Origin of the sequence: Bacillus sp. FSL W8-0920, from assembly GCF_038593215.1 — a bacterium.
GTDB lineage: Bacteria > Bacillota > Bacilli > Bacillales > Bacillaceae > Bacillus > Bacillus pumilus.
Window position 1 is genome coordinate 178401 of sequence record NZ_CP151974.1, and the last position, 16643, is coordinate 195043.

The following is a 16643-nucleotide window of genomic DNA, read 5'->3' on the forward strand; positions in this document are numbered from 1 at the left end:
CTCCTTTTACTTAAAAGATTCGTAGATTGCGGTCATGATGCTTCCATAAGTGCCAGTTGGGAAAAGGTCACCTTCAAATTGATTTGGGTTGGTTTCAGGTGAAACGACAGGCGAATGTTTCTTATTTGTCAGCAAGACGATACCTAGATTATGTTTTGGATCAATCAATGTCATCGTTCCGGTCCAGCCAGTATGTCCATAGGCTTCGTTACTTGCATATTTTCCAAACATCCATTCCATGTCAGTATGACCGTTTTTTCGCCAGCCTAGCCCGTATGTTGGGTTTGTCTCAGAAGAGGCTGTAAAGAGATCGATAGAAGCTTGATCAAAGATGGTTGTTTTTCCATAACCTCCTTTGTTCAGCATGAGCTGGAGCAGCACGGCCATGTCTGATATGTTAGAGAAAAGTCCAGCATGACCAGAAATTCCTGCCATTGAGTAATATGCTTTTTCATCATGGACTTCGCCTAGCAGGGTGTATCTGCGAATGTTTTCAAAATCAATGACACCATCTCGCGAATTACCTAAACGTTCGGTTGCTGCAAAATGCCTCGGTTTGAATCCTTTTTGCAGTGGATTGAACATTGTGTGTTTGAGACCTAGCGGCCGATAGATTGTCGACTCTACATATTGATCAAGAGGCATGCCTGTTTTTTTCTCAATGATCATGCCTAACAGCATGTAATCAATGTCACTATAAATGTGCTGGGTGCCTGGTTTGTATTGCAGAGGCACCTTCGGCAGCCATTTCATCGTTGTCTTTCTATCTTGAGAGAAAAAGGTGCCGGCTGCTTCTTTGCTATAAAATAAGACACTGGAAGGGAGTCCGGCAGAATGGGTCAGAAGATCTTTTATACGGAGCTGATCTTTGCCGGTTACCTTTGCATCTGGTTCATCTTTAAAATCTGGCAGGATGGCTTGTATTTTTTCATTCACATTCAGTTTTTTCTCGTAGACAAGCTTTTGCAGGGCATAGTTGGTCGCATACATTTTGGTGTTGGATGCTAAGTCGAACAGAGTGTTCTTTTTCATTTTCTTATAGGATTTGAGTTCCGTTGTGCCTTCGTATTTTTGCCTGTAGCCATAGGCTTTTTGATGGACGATTTTTCCGTCTTTGATAATGATGAGTGCGGCTCCTGGAAACCCTGCTTTGATATCGTTTTGAATCATGTGATCAACCTTCCTAAGCTGCCTAGAAGAAAAACCAACTTGTTCCGGTCGTTTTGCCTTTTTTAAGACGGGATATTCTTCAGGTGCTGTTTTAGACAAAGACGATACAGGATGGGAGCTAGTTGCAAATGTTTGTGCTGGTAATCCAAGGAGCATGAGCAGACTTGTCATTAAGAGAAAGTATTTCTTCAAGAGTTAGACCTCCTATTGCTTATTTTTCCTCAAATTCAACAGCCATATCATCATGAAAACCAAATAAGTAGGTGAAAATAAATCCAGCGACATATGCAATAAAGAGTCCGATTAAGTAAAGAAGCATTTGATGTGTGTGAACAATAAAGGTTAATGGGAGACCTGATACACCAATCGCCTTCGTTGCAATTTGGAAGTAGGCTTGAAATGCTCCGCCGATTCCAGCGCCAAGACAAGCGGTGAGAAATGGTCGTCCTAGTGGGAGTGTGACACCGAAAATGAGTGGTTCACCAATGCCGAGCATCCCTGAAGGAAGTCCACCTGCGATGGCCCTTTTGAGTTTTTTCTTTTTTGTTTTCATATAAATGGCGAATGCGGCACCTACCTGTCCTGCACCGCCCATAGCGAGAATCGGCAAAAGCGGGTCATCTCCTATGGAATTGATGAGTTCCATATGAATCGGTGTCAGTCCTTGGTGAAGTCCTGTTACAACAAGTGGAAGGAAGGTCGCACCAAGAATAAATCCAGCGAAGATTCCGCCCATATTTAATAGATAAGTTAATCCTGAGGTAATGGCATCAGATATAAATCCGCCGACTGGCATGAAGACAACGTACGTAAAAATGCCTGTAATAAGTAGTGTGATGGTTGGTGTGACGATGATATCAAGTGATTGCGGGACGAAGCGTCTGATTCTTGTTTCCACAAGCGCCATAAAGATGGCAGCTAGAAGAACACCGATGAGACCGCCTCTGCCTGGTAGAATATTTGTGCCAAATAGCATAATATCTGCGGAGGCTGGATTAATAATGAGGATACCAGCTAATGCGCCTAATGCAGGAGAGCCCCCAAACTCCTTTGCGGCATTTGTTCCGACTAATATACCGAGATATGCGAACAAGCCTGAACCAATAACGGTTAAAATGATCGCCGCTTGAGATTTTTCATCAAGCCAGCCCGCTTGCACGATTGCTTTTGTAATCCCTGTAATAAGACCTGATGCAACGAGTGCTGGAATGATAGGAATGAAAATGCTGGCAATTCGTCGCAAGAACAGCTTGAACGGTGTGCGGTTCTTTTGTGAAATGGCTTGCTTGTTTTTTTGTGCTTCGTTGTTTAAATCATAGGAGCCAGAGGCATTTAGCAGTTGTTCAAATGCACTTGATACTTGGTTGACGACACCAGTACCTAAGATAATTTGCAGCATTTCTGCCTCGACGACTCCAATGACGCCATCGAGTTCTTTGATTGCATTGATCTGAACTTGTTCATTGTCAATCGGTGTAATTCGGAGACGCGTCATACAATGTGTATGGGAAGAAATGTTTTCAGAACCACCACAGAGAGAAAGAATGTCTTTCGCCAACTGCTGATATTTCGTTTGATGACTCATGTTGAATCCCCCTTTGTTTTTCGTTTCATGGAGCGGATGGCATGTCTTGTTTTGTCAATATATTGCGCTGTCTCTTCATATTGACGGGAAGCTAAGCTGAGGAACAAGACATCAATTAAGTAGAGCTGTGCCATTCTAGAGGAAGTGGCTGCACTGCGAAAAGGTGCTTCATTGGAACCGGACGTCGATAGGTGAACGTCACATAAGGCAGAAACGCTTGTTTGACCTGGATGCGTCAAGGCAATGGTTTTGACTTGATTGTCTTTTGCGAGCTGAAGGGCTTGAATGATGTCTAACGTTTCTCCTGAAAAGGATATACCGAACACGATGTCATTCTTTCCTGCATTTGCGATAACCGTTGATGCGATGTGCATGTCAGTGAAGGCAGTCGCTGCATAATTGATTCTGAGAAATTTCTGCTGGGCATCCGCTGCGACGATGCCAGATGCACCGACGCCGATAAAATGGATTTGGTTTGCATGCAGCAGTAATTGAACAGCCTTTTCTAACGCATCTGCATTTAAAATAGAAGCAGTATCCTTAATCGATTGAATCGAGTTTCCTGCTGTTTTTTGAATAATGGACTGAATTGGTTCATCTTGTTCGATGTCACGGTAGCCTTGTTTATCGTTATGCATCAAGTCTCCAGCGATTCGCATTTTTAAATCGTGATAGCCATCTAGACCGAGAGATTTACAAAGGCGGATGACTGCAGAGCTGCTTGCACCGGCTGCCTGACTGATCTCATGTACTGTGCTTTTAATGACTTTGTCAGGATGGGCAAGGATATAGTCTGCAATGATTTTTTCAGATTGGGGGAGCTTTGCTTTCATTGTGTGTAGTAGGGTGAGTCCACCTGCTGACATGAGCTCTGCCTCCTTTAGGATTGATGGTGTGAGATGGCTTTGTCGATATGACCATTCGTTTTGTTGAGCAAATCCTTGGCTGTTTTCTTATCTGTGTTTGTTTGGAGCATGACGATGGCAGTTTTGACTTCTAAGTCTGCCGCTTCAAGCGTTTTCACGGCTTGTTCGTAGGGAGCGTTTGTCACATGTTGAATGATGGTGATGGCGCGTTCTTTTAATTTATGATTGCTGACTTTTACATCAACCATCAGGTTTTCATATACTTTTCCTTGTCTGATCATGACAGAGGTGGAAAGCATATTTAAAATCATTTTATGAGCGGATGCGGCTTTCATTCGTGTTGACCCGGTGATGGCTTCAGGTCCTACAATGACTTCAATGGCGCAGTCTGCCAGTTCGCTAATTTTTGCTTGTTCATTACAGCTGAGGGCTACTGTTTTTGCGCCGATGGATTTAGCGTAGTTTAAAGCGCCGATGATGTAGGGTGTCCTACCGCTGGCGGCGATACCGACGACTGTATCTTTTGATGTCAGGTGAATGTGTACTAAATCCTGTTTGCCGGCTTCTTCACTGTCTTCCACATCTTCGGCAGCATGTGAAAAAGCAGAGTCTCCGCCTGCCATGATGCCGACAATCACATCAGGTGAGACACTATAGGTAGGGGGACATTCGACAGCATCCATCACGCCTAGTCTGCCGCTTGTCCCGGCCCCTAAATAAACGAGTCTGCCCCCATTTGAGATGGATTCATAGGCGAAGTCACTTGCTGTTTTGATATGTGGTAGGACACGGTTGACTGCTTGAGCGACCTTCATATCTTCTTCATTAATCATTTGGAGCATTTCGAGTGGATCTGCTTGTGATATTCCCATTGTGTTAGGATTTCTTGATTCTGTTGTCAAAGAACGCAATTGAGATGGCTGCATGCGACATTCCTCCTTATTTCTTCATTTTCAGTATATTCAGTATGATATGAAATTTCAACATTATATTTAAATACTGAAATTATATTTCAGTGAAAAAGTGGTGCTAATCAAAGGTAAATAGTTAGAAAATAAAAAAAATAAAAATCCCCTTTACAAAAGGGGGACAACCTGTATATAATAACTTTTGTCAGCTTCACGGAAACAGTCAAACTTGACAAATTGGCCCGTTGGTCAAGCGGTTAAGACACCGCCCTTTCACGGCGGTAACACGGGTTCGAATCCCGTACGGGTCACCATTGATGTGGAGGATTAGCTCAGCTGGGAGAGCATCTGCCTTACAAGCAGAGGGTCGGCGGTTCGAGCCCGTCATCCTCCACCATATGCCGGTGTAGCTCAACTGGTAGAGCAACTGACTTGTAATCAGTAGGTTGGGGGTTCAAGTCCTCTTGCCGGCACTGTTTTTTCTTTATCAATTTCATATGTGGAGGGGTAGCGAAGTGGCTAAACGCGGCGGACTGTAAATCCGCTCCCTCCGGGTTCGGCGGTTCGAATCCGCCCCCCTCCACCATTCTTGGGCTATAGCCAAGCGGTAAGGCAACGGACTTTGACTCCGTCATGCGTTGGTTCGAATCCAGCTAGCCCAGTTAAGACACCTTTTTCAAAAAGGTGTCTTTTTTATGTTGGCAGGCGGAATGTATAACTATTCAAAATATTGTTGAGTTGAGTCAGAAGGCACCGAGAAAGTAAAATATAAGCATGAACGGAAAGGGGATGTACATATGGGAGATCAAAAGAAGGTCACGCTTGTCGGGGTTCCGATGGATTTGGGTCAAATGAGAAGGGGCGTCGATATGGGACCAAGTGCGATTCGGTGTGCAGGCGTAAAAGAAAAATTGGAATCGCTTTCATTTGATGTGGAGGATCTCGGGGATATTCCGGTTGAACAAAGAGATGATGAAAAAGGTTTATATACAAGTGAAAAGCTAAAAAACTTAACGGAGAATGCTGGTGCGAATCAGCTGCTGGCTGAGAAGGTTGACAGTATTGTGCAATCAGGCTCATTCCCGCTCATTTTAGGCGGTGATCATAGCATTGCCATTGGCACACTTGCTGGTGTATCCAAGCACTATGAAAACTTAGGTGTCATTTGGTATGATGCACACGGTGATTTAAATACAGAGGAAACCTCTCCTTCTGGAAATATACATGGTATGCCGCTTGCAGTCAGTCTTGGCCTTGGCCATGCGGATTTAACGAACATTGGCGGCTATTCTCCAAAATTGAAGCCTGAGAATGTTGTTTTAATTGGTGCTCGATCCTTAGATGAAGGAGAGCGGGCGTTGATTAGAGATAAAGGCATTAAAGTGTATACGATGCATGAAATAGATCGTTTAGGGATGACAAGGGTGATGGAGGAAGCGATTGCATATTTAAAGGAAAGAACAGATGGTGTCCACCTGTCTCTTGATTTAGATGGATTAGATCCAGCCGAGTGTCCTGGTGTAGGAACTCCTGTGGCAGGCGGCATTAGCTACCGGGAGAGTCATCTTGCTATGGAGCTTTTAGAAGAAGCCGGTATTTTGACTTCAGCTGAATTTGTTGAGGTGAACCCGGTTTTGGATGAAAAAAATAAAACAGCCGAAGCAGCTGTTGCATTAATTGGATCGTTAATGGGCGAAAAACTATTGTAGAGCGGGATTTGTTCCCGTTCTTTTTTATTTTCGGAAAATTTAAGGATATATTAAGGTTTTTACCAGTGGATATGCGTAACACGCTGTCAAAAATTTGTTACACTATTTTTTAGAGGAGAATGAAACCTTTTGGAAAGAGGTTCGTATACATAAAGACCGGTGAAGGCAGAGGTTGAATATACTATGGACACAATGATTAAAAAGAGAATTAAGCAAGTGAAAAAAGGCGACCAGAACGCATTTGCAGACATCGTAGACCTGTATAAAGACAAAATTTATCAGCTGTGCTACCGTATGCTTGGGAATGCACACGAAGCAGAGGATATTGCACAGGAGGCGTTTATTCGTGCCTATGTGAATATTGAAAGCTTTGATGTGAATCGTAAGTTTTCTACGTGGCTGTACCGCATTGCAACCAACCTGACCATCGATCGTATTCGCAAAAAAAAGCCGGATTATTATTTAGATGCAGAGGTGGCAGGAACAGAAGGATTGAATATGTATTCTCAAATTGCTGCTGATGGCATTTTGCCAGAGGAAGAGGTGGTGTCTCTTGAATTATCGAGTACCATTCAGCAAAAAATTCTAAGATTACCCGATAAATATCGTTCGGTCATCGTATTAAAGTATATTGATGAACTCTCGTTAAAAGAAATTAGTGAGATTCTAAATATACCTGTTGGTACGGTGAAAACGAGAATACACAGGGGTAGAGAGGCTCTCCGGAAACAGTTGAGAGACCTTTGAGTGAGGTGATTTTGATGAGCTGTCAGGAAAAAATCGTCCTGCTTATGCATCAGTATTTAGACGGGGACATTGAGCCCCAAGACGAAAAAGAATTAAAAAGCCATCTGCAATCGTGTGAGGAGTGCCGTACTCATTTTCAACAAATTGAGAAATCCATCGCGCTTGTGCAGAGTACATCTCATATAGAAGCACCGACTGATTTCACTGCAAAGGTGATGGCAGGTCTTCCAAAGGAAAAAAAGCGTGTGTCGGTTCAAAGATGGATCAAAGCTCATCCGCTGATGGTGGCCGCTGCCCTCTTTCTCATTTTGATGGGAGGCAGTCTGTTTACAAGCTGGAATACGGATCATAATTTCAGTGTGTCGAAGCAGCCGAATCTCGTCGTTGTAAATGATACAGTGACCGTACCTAAAGGGGAAACCGTAAAAGGTGATGTCACTGTCAAAAATGGCAAGCTGATTGTAGAAGGCAAGGTTGATGGAAATGTCACCGTCGTCAATGGGGAACAGCTGACTGCTTCTGCCGGACAAGTCACTGGTCAAATTAATGAAATTAATGAAGTGTTTGATTGGATTTGGTACAAAATGAAATCTACAGCACAAAATGTGATGCGGGTCATTGGACCAGAGGAGCAAAAGTAATTATACGGGTCGAGAGCAGTCTCTTTAGGGGCTGCTCTTTTTCTATATTATAGGTCAGAATGTATGCGAGCTAGCAGGCCAGCCATATATGGCAACTGTTTTCCTTGCTGAAACAAAATGTGATATAATAGCCACGCTATGTATTTACACATAGGCTCTTTTTTTATCAAAAATGCATCAAACGAAGAATAACTGAAAATTCTGGAGGACGAGGAAATGGCTTTAGGGGATATTCCTATTTTGCAGTACCTCGGTAATGCTGTTGATATTCTCGTTGTTTGGTATGTGATATATAAATTAATGATGGTCATCCGCGGAACAAAAGCGGTTCAGCTTTTAAAGGGAATTGTGGTCATTGTTCTCGTCAGGATGGGAAGTGCGTATCTCGGTCTTAACACACTTCAATGGCTGATGGATCAAGCGATTACGTGGGGATTCCTTGCGATCATTATTATTTTTCAGCCAGAGCTAAGGAGAGCGCTTGAGCAGCTTGGGCGCGGCCGTTTCTTCTCAAGAAGCGGGACACCTGTAGAGGAACAGCAGCAGAAAACGATCGAGGCAATTACAAAAGCAATTAACTATATGGCAAAACGCAGAATTGGCGCGCTGCTGACAATTGAGCGTGATACTGGGATGAATGATTACATAGAGACTGGAATTCCTTTGAATGCAAAGGTGAGTTCAGAGCTGCTCATTAATATTTTCATTCCAAATACACCGCTTCATGACGGTGCTGTCATTATGAAGCGTGATGAGATTGCAGCTGCGGCTTGTTATTTACCGCTGTCAGAAAGTCCTTTTATCTCTAAGGAACTAGGGACGCGTCACCGGGCGGCAGTCGGAATTAGCGAAGTGACAGACAGCTTGACCGTCATCGTTTCTGAGGAGACAGGCGGCATTTCTGTCGCGAGAAATGGTGATCTCCACCGAGAATTGACAGAAGAAGCGCTTGAAGAAATGCTGATTGCTGAATTTAGTAAGAACAGCAAAGATGCTTCCTCGACCAAATGGTATTGGAGGGGCAAGAAAAATGGATAAGATTTTGAATAATCGCTGGGCCGTAAAGCTTTTTGCATTGGTCTTCGCTTTATTGCTGTATGGTGCAGTCAATTCAGCGCAAGCGCCCACGCCGAAAAAAATCGGTGAATCCTTTTTCCCAACATCGACGACAGATGAAGCGACCTTAACCGATATTCCTGTTAAAGCGTATTATGATGACGAGAAGTACGTCGTCACTGGTGTGCCGCAAACAGTCAATGTGACGATTAAAGGGTCAACGAGTGCTGTGAAAACAGCAAGACAAACAAAGAACTTTGAAATATATGCAGATATGCAGAATTTATCCACAGGTACTCATAAAGTGGAGTTGAAGGCAAGAGATGTATCAAAGGGACTCACGCTATCGATCAACCCATCTGTGACGACGGTGACGATACAAGAAAAAACAACAGCAGAATTTCCTGTTGAAACCGAATTTTATAATCAAAATAAAATCAAAGACGGCTATTCACCTGAACAGCCTATTGTGAATCCGAAAAAAGTCACAGTCACAGGTTCAAAAGACGTGATCGACAAAATTTCTGTCATTAAAGCATTTGTGAACCTAGAGGATGTCGATCAGCAAATTGAAAAGGAAGCGAAGCTCACTGTGTATGATAGCAGTGGGAATGAGCTGCCAGTCGAATTGAGTCCGTCTGTTGTGAATATTACAGTTCCCATCTCAAGTCCAAGCAAAAAGGTTCCGTTTAAAATAGAGCGGACTGGCAGTTTGCCGGATGGGATCAGTATCTCAAGTATTGAGACAAGCCCGAGTGAGGTCACAGTGTACGGCTCTCAAAAAGTGCTGGATTCGCTTGATTTTATTGATGGCGTCAAGCTGGACCTAAGCAAGATCAAAGATGATACGGAGATTGATGCCGATATTCCCCTGCCAGATGGTGTGAAAAAGGTATCACCCGAAACGGTGAAGATCAAAGTGAAGGTTGCTACAGCTCAAGAAAAAAAGATCGATAATGTACCAATTTCTGTCGTAGGTCTGAGCAAGGATCTCACCTCTGATTTTGTGAGCCCATCTTCTGGACGGCTTACGTTAACAGCAAAGGGATCAAAGAGTGCGATTGATAAACTAAAGGCTTCAGATGTTGAAGCCTATATCAATGTCGGGGACTTGAACGAAGGAACACATGAGGTCACAATTCAAGTGAACGGTCCTCAAAATGTGACGTGGACATTATCGAGATCAAAGGTCAAAGTGAAATTGACTTCTACTGAGACAGAAGATCAGCCAGCGTCTACAAATGATCAGAAGAAGCCATCTTCTGATGACGATGATCAGGAAGAGAAAAGCAAAGAAGAATCCACGCAAGATAAAGCAAAGAAAGAATCAAGTCAAAGACAGCGGATCAAAGAAGATAAAAAAGAGGACGAAGCGTCCTCTTGAATGGTAAAAAAGGAGCGATTGAAACATGGGCAAGTACTTTGGAACTGATGGTGTAAGGGGTGTGGCGAATAGCGAATTAACGCCAGAGCTCGCATTTAAAATTGGGAGATTTGGCGGCTATGTGCTCACGAAGGATAAAGAACGTCCAAAGGTACTCGTTGGGCGAGACACACGTGTATCCGGTCATATGTTAGAAGGAGCGCTCGTTGCAGGCTTACTTTCAATTGGGGCTGAAGTAATGCGTCTGGGTGTGATCTCAACACCTGGAGTGTCTTATTTAACGAAAGCAATGGACGCAGAAGCGGGTGTCATGATCTCTGCTTCTCACAATCCAGTTCAAGATAACGGAATTAAATTCTTCGGCGGTGACGGCTTTAAGCTGTCTGATGAACAGGAGAATGAAATTGAGCAGCTGATGGATCAGCCGGTCGATCAATTGCCACGCCCAGTTGGAGCGGATCTTGGAACAGTAAATGACTACTTCGAAGGCGGTCAGAAATACTTGCAATTCTTGAAGCAGACAGCAGACGAGGATTTCACAGGTATTCACGTGGCGCTTGACTGTGCACACGGTGCAACCTCTTCTCTAGCGACACATTTATTTGCGGATTTAGATGCGGATGTGTCCACAATGGGAACATCACCAAACGGATTGAATATCAATGATGGTGTAGGCTCAACTCATCCAGAGGCGCTTTCTGCTTTTATGAAGGAGAAGGGTGCAGATATTGGTCTTGCGTTTGATGGTGACGGTGACCGTCTGATTGCTGTCGATGAAAAAGGTGATATTGTAGACGGCGATCAAATTATGTACATATGTGCACGTTATTTGAAGGGCGAAGGCCGATTAAAGGATGACACCGTCGTGTCTACGGTCATGAGTAACCTAGGTTTCTATAAAGCGCTCGAGAAACAAGGCATTAAGAGCATCCAAACCGCTGTTGGTGACCGTTATGTGGTTGAAGCGATGAAAAAGGATGGGTATAATGTCGGCGGTGAGCAATCAGGCCACTTGATTTTCCTTGATTACAATACGACAGGTGATGGCATGCTTTCTGCGATCATGCTTGTCAACACACTCAAAGCAACAGGAAAAACATTGTCAGAGCTAGCAGCTGAAATGGAGAAATTCCCGCAGCTTCTAGTGAATGTGAAAGTGTCTGATAAATATAAAGTAGAAGAAAATGAAAAAGTAAAAGCAGTGATTCAAGAGGTTGAAAAAGAGATGAACGGTGACGGCCGTATTCTTGTTCGTCCATCTGGAACAGAGCCGCTTGTACGTGTCATGGCAGAGGCGAAAACAAAAGAGCTATGTGATGAATATGTGACTCGAATTACCGCTGTTGTGAAGGAAGAAATGGGTATTGAGTAATAGATAGCAAAGCAAATCGCTACCAGCGGTTTGCTTTTTTTTCGAATAAACGTCATAAATGGATGGATTTGTACGAATCTTATAGGCGAGGGCAATTTACTGTGTCTTCATACATAGGAGAGCACATCAAAGGTAGAACGTGACAAGCCTCATCGCATATAGTGTATGGAGGTCTCACTTTCTTGAAAGGGATCACCGGCTAAATTGTGATTGACGGAGGTCAGACCTTATAGTACAATCATCCTTGTGTTACTGGATTTTTATTCTATCAGGAAAGGCAGGGTAGATGTTCAGAAACTCTCTTATAATTATAGCGCCCGAACTAAGCGATCGGACGAAAGATGCTTAGTTGACGAGGATGGAGGTTATCGAATTTTCGGCGGATGCCTCCCGGCTGATCAAAGAAGAGATCACAGCCGTAAGTGTTTCTTTAAAGCAAAGAGGTGACTCTTTGTACAAAGGGAATACACATGATCTCCCAAATTAAACATGTAGAGAGGGACGAAGAAATGTCCCTTCTATTGTAGTAGGCTTTCTTTGTCCCTTTCACATGAACGGGAGGAAGAATATTTATGTGTGGAATCGTAGGTTATATTGGTCAGAATGATGCGAAGGAAATCTTATTAAAGGGTTTAGAAAAGCTTGAGTACCGCGGGTATGACTCAGCAGGTATCGCTGTGGCAAACGAAGAAGGCGTGCATGTGTTCAAAGAAAAAGGACGTATCGCTGAGCTTCGTGAAGTTGTTGATGCAAACGTAGCATCTTCAGCTGGAATCGGACATACACGCTGGGCAACACACGGTGTACCAAGCCATCTAAACGCGCATCCGCATCAAAGTGCTTCTGGCCGTTTTACGCTTGTTCATAACGGTGTCATTGAGAACTATGTACAATTGACACGCGAATATTTACAAGACGTCACACTAAAAAGCGACACAGATACAGAGGTTGTTGTTCAAGTCATCGAACAATTTGTGAACAGAGGTCTTGATACAGAGGAAGCTTTCCGTCAAACGCTTCTTCAACTAAAAGGCTCTTACGCAATTGCTCTTTTCGATAACGAAAACAAAGAAACAATCTATGTGGCGAAAAACAAAAGCCCATTATTGGTTGGTTTCGGAGAAGATTTCAACGTTGTCGCTTCTGACGCAATGGCGATGCTTCAAGTAACAAACGAATATGCGGAATTAATGGATAAAGAAATGGTCATTGTCACAAAAGACGAGGTTATCATCAAAAACCTTGACGGTGATATCATGACACGTCCTTCTTATATCGCTGAGCTAGATGCAAGCGACATCGAGAAAGGCACATATCCTCACTACATGTTAAAAGAAACGGATGAGCAGCCGCTTGTCATGCGCAAAATCATCCAAGAATATCAAGACGAAAACGGTAAGCTGTCAGTCGCTGGCGATATCGCAAGCGCAGTAGCAGAAGCAGACCGCATTTACATCGTGGCTTGTGGAACGAGCTATCATGCAGGACTTGTTGGTAAACAATATATTGAAGACTGGGCAAAAGTACCTGTAGAAGTCCATGTAGCAAGTGAATTCTCTTACAACATGCCGCTTCTATCGAAAAAGCCGTTGTTCATCTTCCTTTCTCAATCTGGGGAGACTGCGGACAGCCGTGCTGTACTTGTTCAAGTCAAAGAGCTTGGTCATAAAGCATTAACAATCACAAACGTACCAGGATCTACGCTTTCTCGTGAAGCGGATTTCACATTGCTTCTTCATGCAGGACCAGAAATCGCAGTGGCTTCAACAAAAGCTTACACAGCGCAAATCGCTGTTCTTGCAATCCTTGCATCTGTTGCAGCTGAATTAAATGGTCAATCTCTTGACTTTGATCTTGTGAAAGAGCTTGGTATTGTAGCAAATGCAATGGAAGCCCTTGTGGATCAAAAGGATGAAATGGAACAAATCGCTCGTGATTTCTTCACAGTAACACGTAACGCATTCTTTATCGGAAGAGGACTTGACTACTATGTGTGCCTTGAAGGTTCACTGAAGCTAAAAGAGATCTCTTACATCCAAGCAGAAGGCTTTGCTGGTGGAGAACTCAAACACGGCACAATTGCTTTAATTGAAGAAGGCACACCGGTCATTGCCCTTGCAACGCAAGAGCACGTGAACCTCAGCATTCGCGGGAACGTCAAAGAAGTCGTTGCACGTGGTGCAAACCCATGTGTCATCTCACTAAAAGGCCTAGAAGACGAAGGCGACCGTTTCGTCCTTCCAGCTGTACACCCAGCACTTGCACCACTTGCATCTGTTGTTCCATTACAGCTAATCGCTTACTACGCAGCACTTCACCGCGGGTGTGATGTGGATAAACCACGTAACCTTGCGAAGAGTGTGACGGTGGAGTAGACAAGAGATAGGTCAATTTTCATTTAAATTTAGAAAAATATTGTAATTAAAAACTCCTTTAGATATTATTATCTAGAGGAGTTTTTTGTTCAAATATTACACCTGGTAAAATATAAGAGAAATACTGAAGTTTTAAAAATGTGTAGATTTCATATTAAAGGGGTCAATTTAAATGTATGAGCAGCCACAATTAAAAGAAATGTATATAACTGATCTAACTTTATCTATGACAAATCCTAGGTTTCCAAGAGAGGTAAAAAGTGAGGCAGAAGCAATTCTAACTTTTTTTCAATTGAAAAAAGTTGGGCCTGGTAAAATAATGTCTTTAATAGAAGACATTGTTGAGACAGGTATAGTTCTTGAAAATTTCATTGTACTCAAAAAAGATGGTGAATTTATAGTTCATGATGGAAATAGAAGATTAACAGCGTTAAAGTTATTAAATAATAATACATCTGAAATTATAAAAAACGATTATCCAAAAGTCTATGAAAATTTAAAAATAATGAAAGAAAATTTTGATGTTAAAAAGCTGAAACTCAATGTTCAAGTATATACTGATTCAAAATCTATGGCGAATCATGTAGCAAAGTTACACTCTGGAGAACAAAATGGAAAGGGTCAAATTAATTGGGATTCTAATGAAAAAGACACTTTCAATTCTCAACACCTTAATCAACCATTAGGGTTAGGAAATTTAATATATAAAAAACTAGAGAAAACTGCTGAAAAGAGAGAACTGTACAATAAACTCCAAAAAGGAAGCTTTGCTACAACCTTGAATAGAATTTTTGGCTATTCTAATATACGTAAAAGAATATTTCAATTAGATCGAGGTTTAAAAGTTGATTTAACTGATAGTGTCCACTTTAATAAAATATGTGAAATGATAGAATTTTTCATTTCAAAAAATGCGACTGTGGCTGATGTATACACTGCGGAAATGGCTTCTAATTTTTTTGAGGAAATAGAACCTATTTCTCAAGGAAACCCAGAAGGAAAAGAGACAGAAGGAAACCCAGAAGGAAAAGAGACAGAAGGAAACCCAGAAGGAAACCCAAAACAAGAAGAACAATATAAATTGATTTTAAATTTGATAACAAATAAAAAGATTGTTTATTTATATAATGATTACAATTTATTAGAGTTAATTGAAAATGCAACTGACTCCAACGGAGAGAATTTAAAAAATAAGGTGATTTTCTCTACTGAGAGTAATTACATCAGAAACAATATCTTTTCTGGAGATGCTTCTATTGGTGATTATAGTGTACAAGCCAAATTAAATTATAAAGGTGAATCTATCTCTAGAAGAATTGAAATAAAGGTAAGAGTTCCAAACAAAAGAATTGAGACAAATCAACCAAAGAATGAATTCTTTACATCAGTTGCTTCATTTATAATAGGAGATGCAAAATTAAAGATAAATAATACAGTAGATACGTTGATAAAAGAGATACAATCTTTGGAAAATGCAGTAGACTATAGATATATGATTGCTTCGTCTTTAAGGCAATTGATGGAACTATCTATTGAAGAAGTAATGAATAGTAAAGAAATAAAAAATCACGGTAATCCGAAGCAAAATCTAAAATTTTTAGTAGAGAAACTCTCTGAGAAATCAAATTTGCATGAAATATGTCGAGGAGAAAACCATTTAAAATATCAAGCTATAAAAAATTTAATAGGTGCTATTGATACTAATAAATTGTATGACTATTTAAATTTGATTACTCATGATAGTTACGCAACAGTATACAATGTTTTAGTAGAGAAAGTAAATTTAGAAATTATGCCTATTCTAGCCGTTTTTCATAATTATCTCCATATGGACCTTCATATTAGGTGAAATCAACTTCTTTCTAATTTAAATCATTCTTAACATAAGAGGTGATGGCGAAAATGGCTAGTGTTTCTCCACTAAGGTATCCTGGTGGGAAAGATAAAGTTTATCAATATGTAAGGTATCTTGTAAATACTAATAATATTACATCTTATATAGAGCCTTTTGCTGGGGGGGCAGCTGTAGCTCTTCGTTTATTAATAAATGGAGATGTAAATAAAATCATTATCAATGATTATGATAGAAGTATATATGCATTTTGGAATGTAGTTGTTAATAATCCAGAAGAATTAATTAAACGTATAATTGATATACCTATAAATATTGATCAGTGGTATATTCAAAAAGAAATTCAAGGACAGAAAAATAGTATTGATGAGTTATCCCTAGCCCTATCTACTCTTTTCTTGAATAGAACGAACAGATCTGGAATTATTAAAGCAGGTGTTATTGGTGGTAAAAATCAAACAGGTGACTATAAAATTGATTGCAGATTTAATAAACAAGCAATTATTAGAAGGATTGAACTTATTTCTTCCTATTCAAAGCAGATAAGAGTATGTAATTATGATGCCAAAGAATTTATAAAAAAAGAAATAAAACAAACTCGAAATTCACTAACTTTTTTTGATCCACCATATTATGATAAAGGACCTGATTTATACACGAATTTTTATTCACACGATGATCATGTAGAACTAGCAAAAGTCATAAAAAATGAAATGAATAGACGATATTGGATTTTGACTTATGATATATCTGATCAAATAAAAGAACTTTATAAGAATTACTATTGTTTAAAGTACTTTTTGAATTATTCAATTTCTAAACCAACTAAAGGTCAGGAATTTATATTTTTTTCAAAGAAAATAAACAGTGGAGATTTTAATAGATTTTTGAATTTAGTTTAATTTTTTATGTGAAAATACTTTACTATGTAATGCATTTAGAGTTTAAAAAGAGTAAAAAATTGATGTGTTCAGCTGT

General features: G+C 40.9%; 13 protein-coding genes and 5 tRNA genes. 14 read left to right on the forward strand and 4 right to left on the reverse strand.

The features are described from left to right. Window positions 1-6: 6 nt before the first annotated feature. Genes pbp4b through murQ form a run of 4 tightly spaced genes read right to left on the reverse strand, consistent with a single transcriptional unit; the run spans window position 7 to window position 4547 of the window. The gene (pbp4b, locus tag NSS78_RS01025) at window positions 7-1362 is read right to left on the reverse strand and encodes a penicillin binding protein PBP4B (protein WP_309216236.1); all 1356 of its coding nucleotides are present in this window, start codon (window positions 1360-1362) and stop codon (window positions 7-9) included. Between the two features lie 19 nt (window positions 1363-1381). Then, a complete protein-coding gene (locus NSS78_RS01030) occupies window positions 1382-2755 on the reverse strand; it encodes a PTS transporter subunit EIIC (RefSeq protein ID WP_309216235.1) in 1374 nt (457 codons plus the stop codon). Next, entirely contained in the window at window positions 2752-3621 is an 870-nt protein-coding gene (locus tag NSS78_RS01035; RefSeq protein ID WP_050943449.1) for a MurR/RpiR family transcriptional regulator, read from the reverse strand. Before NSS78_RS01035 ends, NSS78_RS01030 begins: the two co-directional genes overlap by 4 nt. Before the next feature lie 14 nt (window positions 3622-3635). After that, on the reverse strand, window positions 3636-4547 hold the full coding sequence (gene murQ, locus NSS78_RS01040; protein WP_226804580.1) for an N-acetylmuramic acid 6-phosphate etherase: 912 nt from the start codon (window positions 4545-4547) through the stop codon (window positions 3636-3638). 221 nt (window positions 4548-4768) lie between these two features. On the opposite strand from murQ, the gene NSS78_RS01045 reads away from it, so the two are divergent. The 14 genes from NSS78_RS01045 to NSS78_RS01110 all read left to right on the forward strand — a co-directional run bounded on the left by NSS78_RS01045 (window position 4769) and on the right by NSS78_RS01110 (window position 16567). Further along, window positions 4769-4843 (forward strand) — tRNA-Glu (locus NSS78_RS01045). A gap of 7 nt (window positions 4844-4850) precedes the next feature. After that, a tRNA-Val gene (locus tag NSS78_RS01050) sits at window positions 4851-4926 on the forward strand. A 3-nt stretch (window positions 4927-4929) separates the two neighbouring features. Beyond that, window positions 4930-5002: transfer RNA gene (locus tag NSS78_RS01055), tRNA-Thr, on the forward strand. Between the two features lie 28 nt (window positions 5003-5030). Beyond that, a tRNA-Tyr gene (locus tag NSS78_RS01060) sits at window positions 5031-5115 on the forward strand. A 4-nt stretch (window positions 5116-5119) separates the two neighbouring features. Continuing rightward, window positions 5120-5191: transfer RNA gene (locus tag NSS78_RS01065), tRNA-Gln, on the forward strand. Window positions 5192-5326: 135 nt separating this feature from the next. After that, window positions 5327-6238, forward strand: a complete 912-nt coding sequence (gene rocF, locus NSS78_RS01070; protein ID WP_050943445.1) for an arginase — start codon at window positions 5327-5329, stop codon at window positions 6236-6238. Window positions 6239-6421: 183 nt separating this feature from the next. Continuing rightward, complete coding sequence (gene sigW / locus NSS78_RS01075) at window positions 6422-6985, forward strand: RNA polymerase sigma factor SigW (RefSeq protein ID WP_034664426.1); 564 nt, start codon at window positions 6422-6424, stop codon at window positions 6983-6985. A gap of 14 nt (window positions 6986-6999) precedes the next feature. Next, on the forward strand, window positions 7000-7626 hold the full coding sequence (rsiW, locus tag NSS78_RS01080; RefSeq protein ID WP_034664492.1) for an anti-sigma-W factor RsiW: 627 nt from the start codon (window positions 7000-7002) through the stop codon (window positions 7624-7626). A 216-nt stretch (window positions 7627-7842) separates the two neighbouring features. Continuing rightward, window positions 7843-8664, forward strand: a complete 822-nt coding sequence (gene cdaA, locus NSS78_RS01085) for a diadenylate cyclase CdaA (RefSeq protein WP_003217057.1) — start codon at window positions 7843-7845, stop codon at window positions 8662-8664. After that, the gene (locus NSS78_RS01090; protein WP_137055135.1) at window positions 8657-10066 is read left to right on the forward strand and encodes a YbbR-like domain-containing protein; all 1410 of its coding nucleotides are present in this window, start codon (window positions 8657-8659) and stop codon (window positions 10064-10066) included. The genes cdaA and NSS78_RS01090 overlap by 8 nt, the downstream gene beginning before the upstream one ends. 25 nt (window positions 10067-10091) lie before the next feature. After that, complete coding sequence (gene glmM, locus NSS78_RS01095; RefSeq protein WP_044139154.1) at window positions 10092-11438, forward strand: phosphoglucosamine mutase; 1347 nt, start codon at window positions 10092-10094, stop codon at window positions 11436-11438. 572 nt (window positions 11439-12010) lie between these two features. Beyond that, entirely contained in the window at window positions 12011-13813 is a 1803-nt protein-coding gene (gene glmS / locus NSS78_RS01100) for a glutamine--fructose-6-phosphate transaminase (isomerizing) (RefSeq protein WP_008360582.1), read from the forward strand. A 172-nt stretch (window positions 13814-13985) separates the two neighbouring features. After that, on the forward strand, window positions 13986-15662 hold the full coding sequence (locus tag NSS78_RS01105; RefSeq protein WP_342468267.1) for a ParB N-terminal domain-containing protein: 1677 nt from the start codon (window positions 13986-13988) through the stop codon (window positions 15660-15662). Window positions 15663-15715: 53 nt separating this feature from the next. Further along, window positions 15716-16567, forward strand: coding sequence for a DNA adenine methylase (locus tag NSS78_RS01110; RefSeq protein WP_212046288.1), 852 nt, complete (start codon window positions 15716-15718; stop codon window positions 16565-16567). Window positions 16568-16643 lie beyond the last annotated feature (76 nt).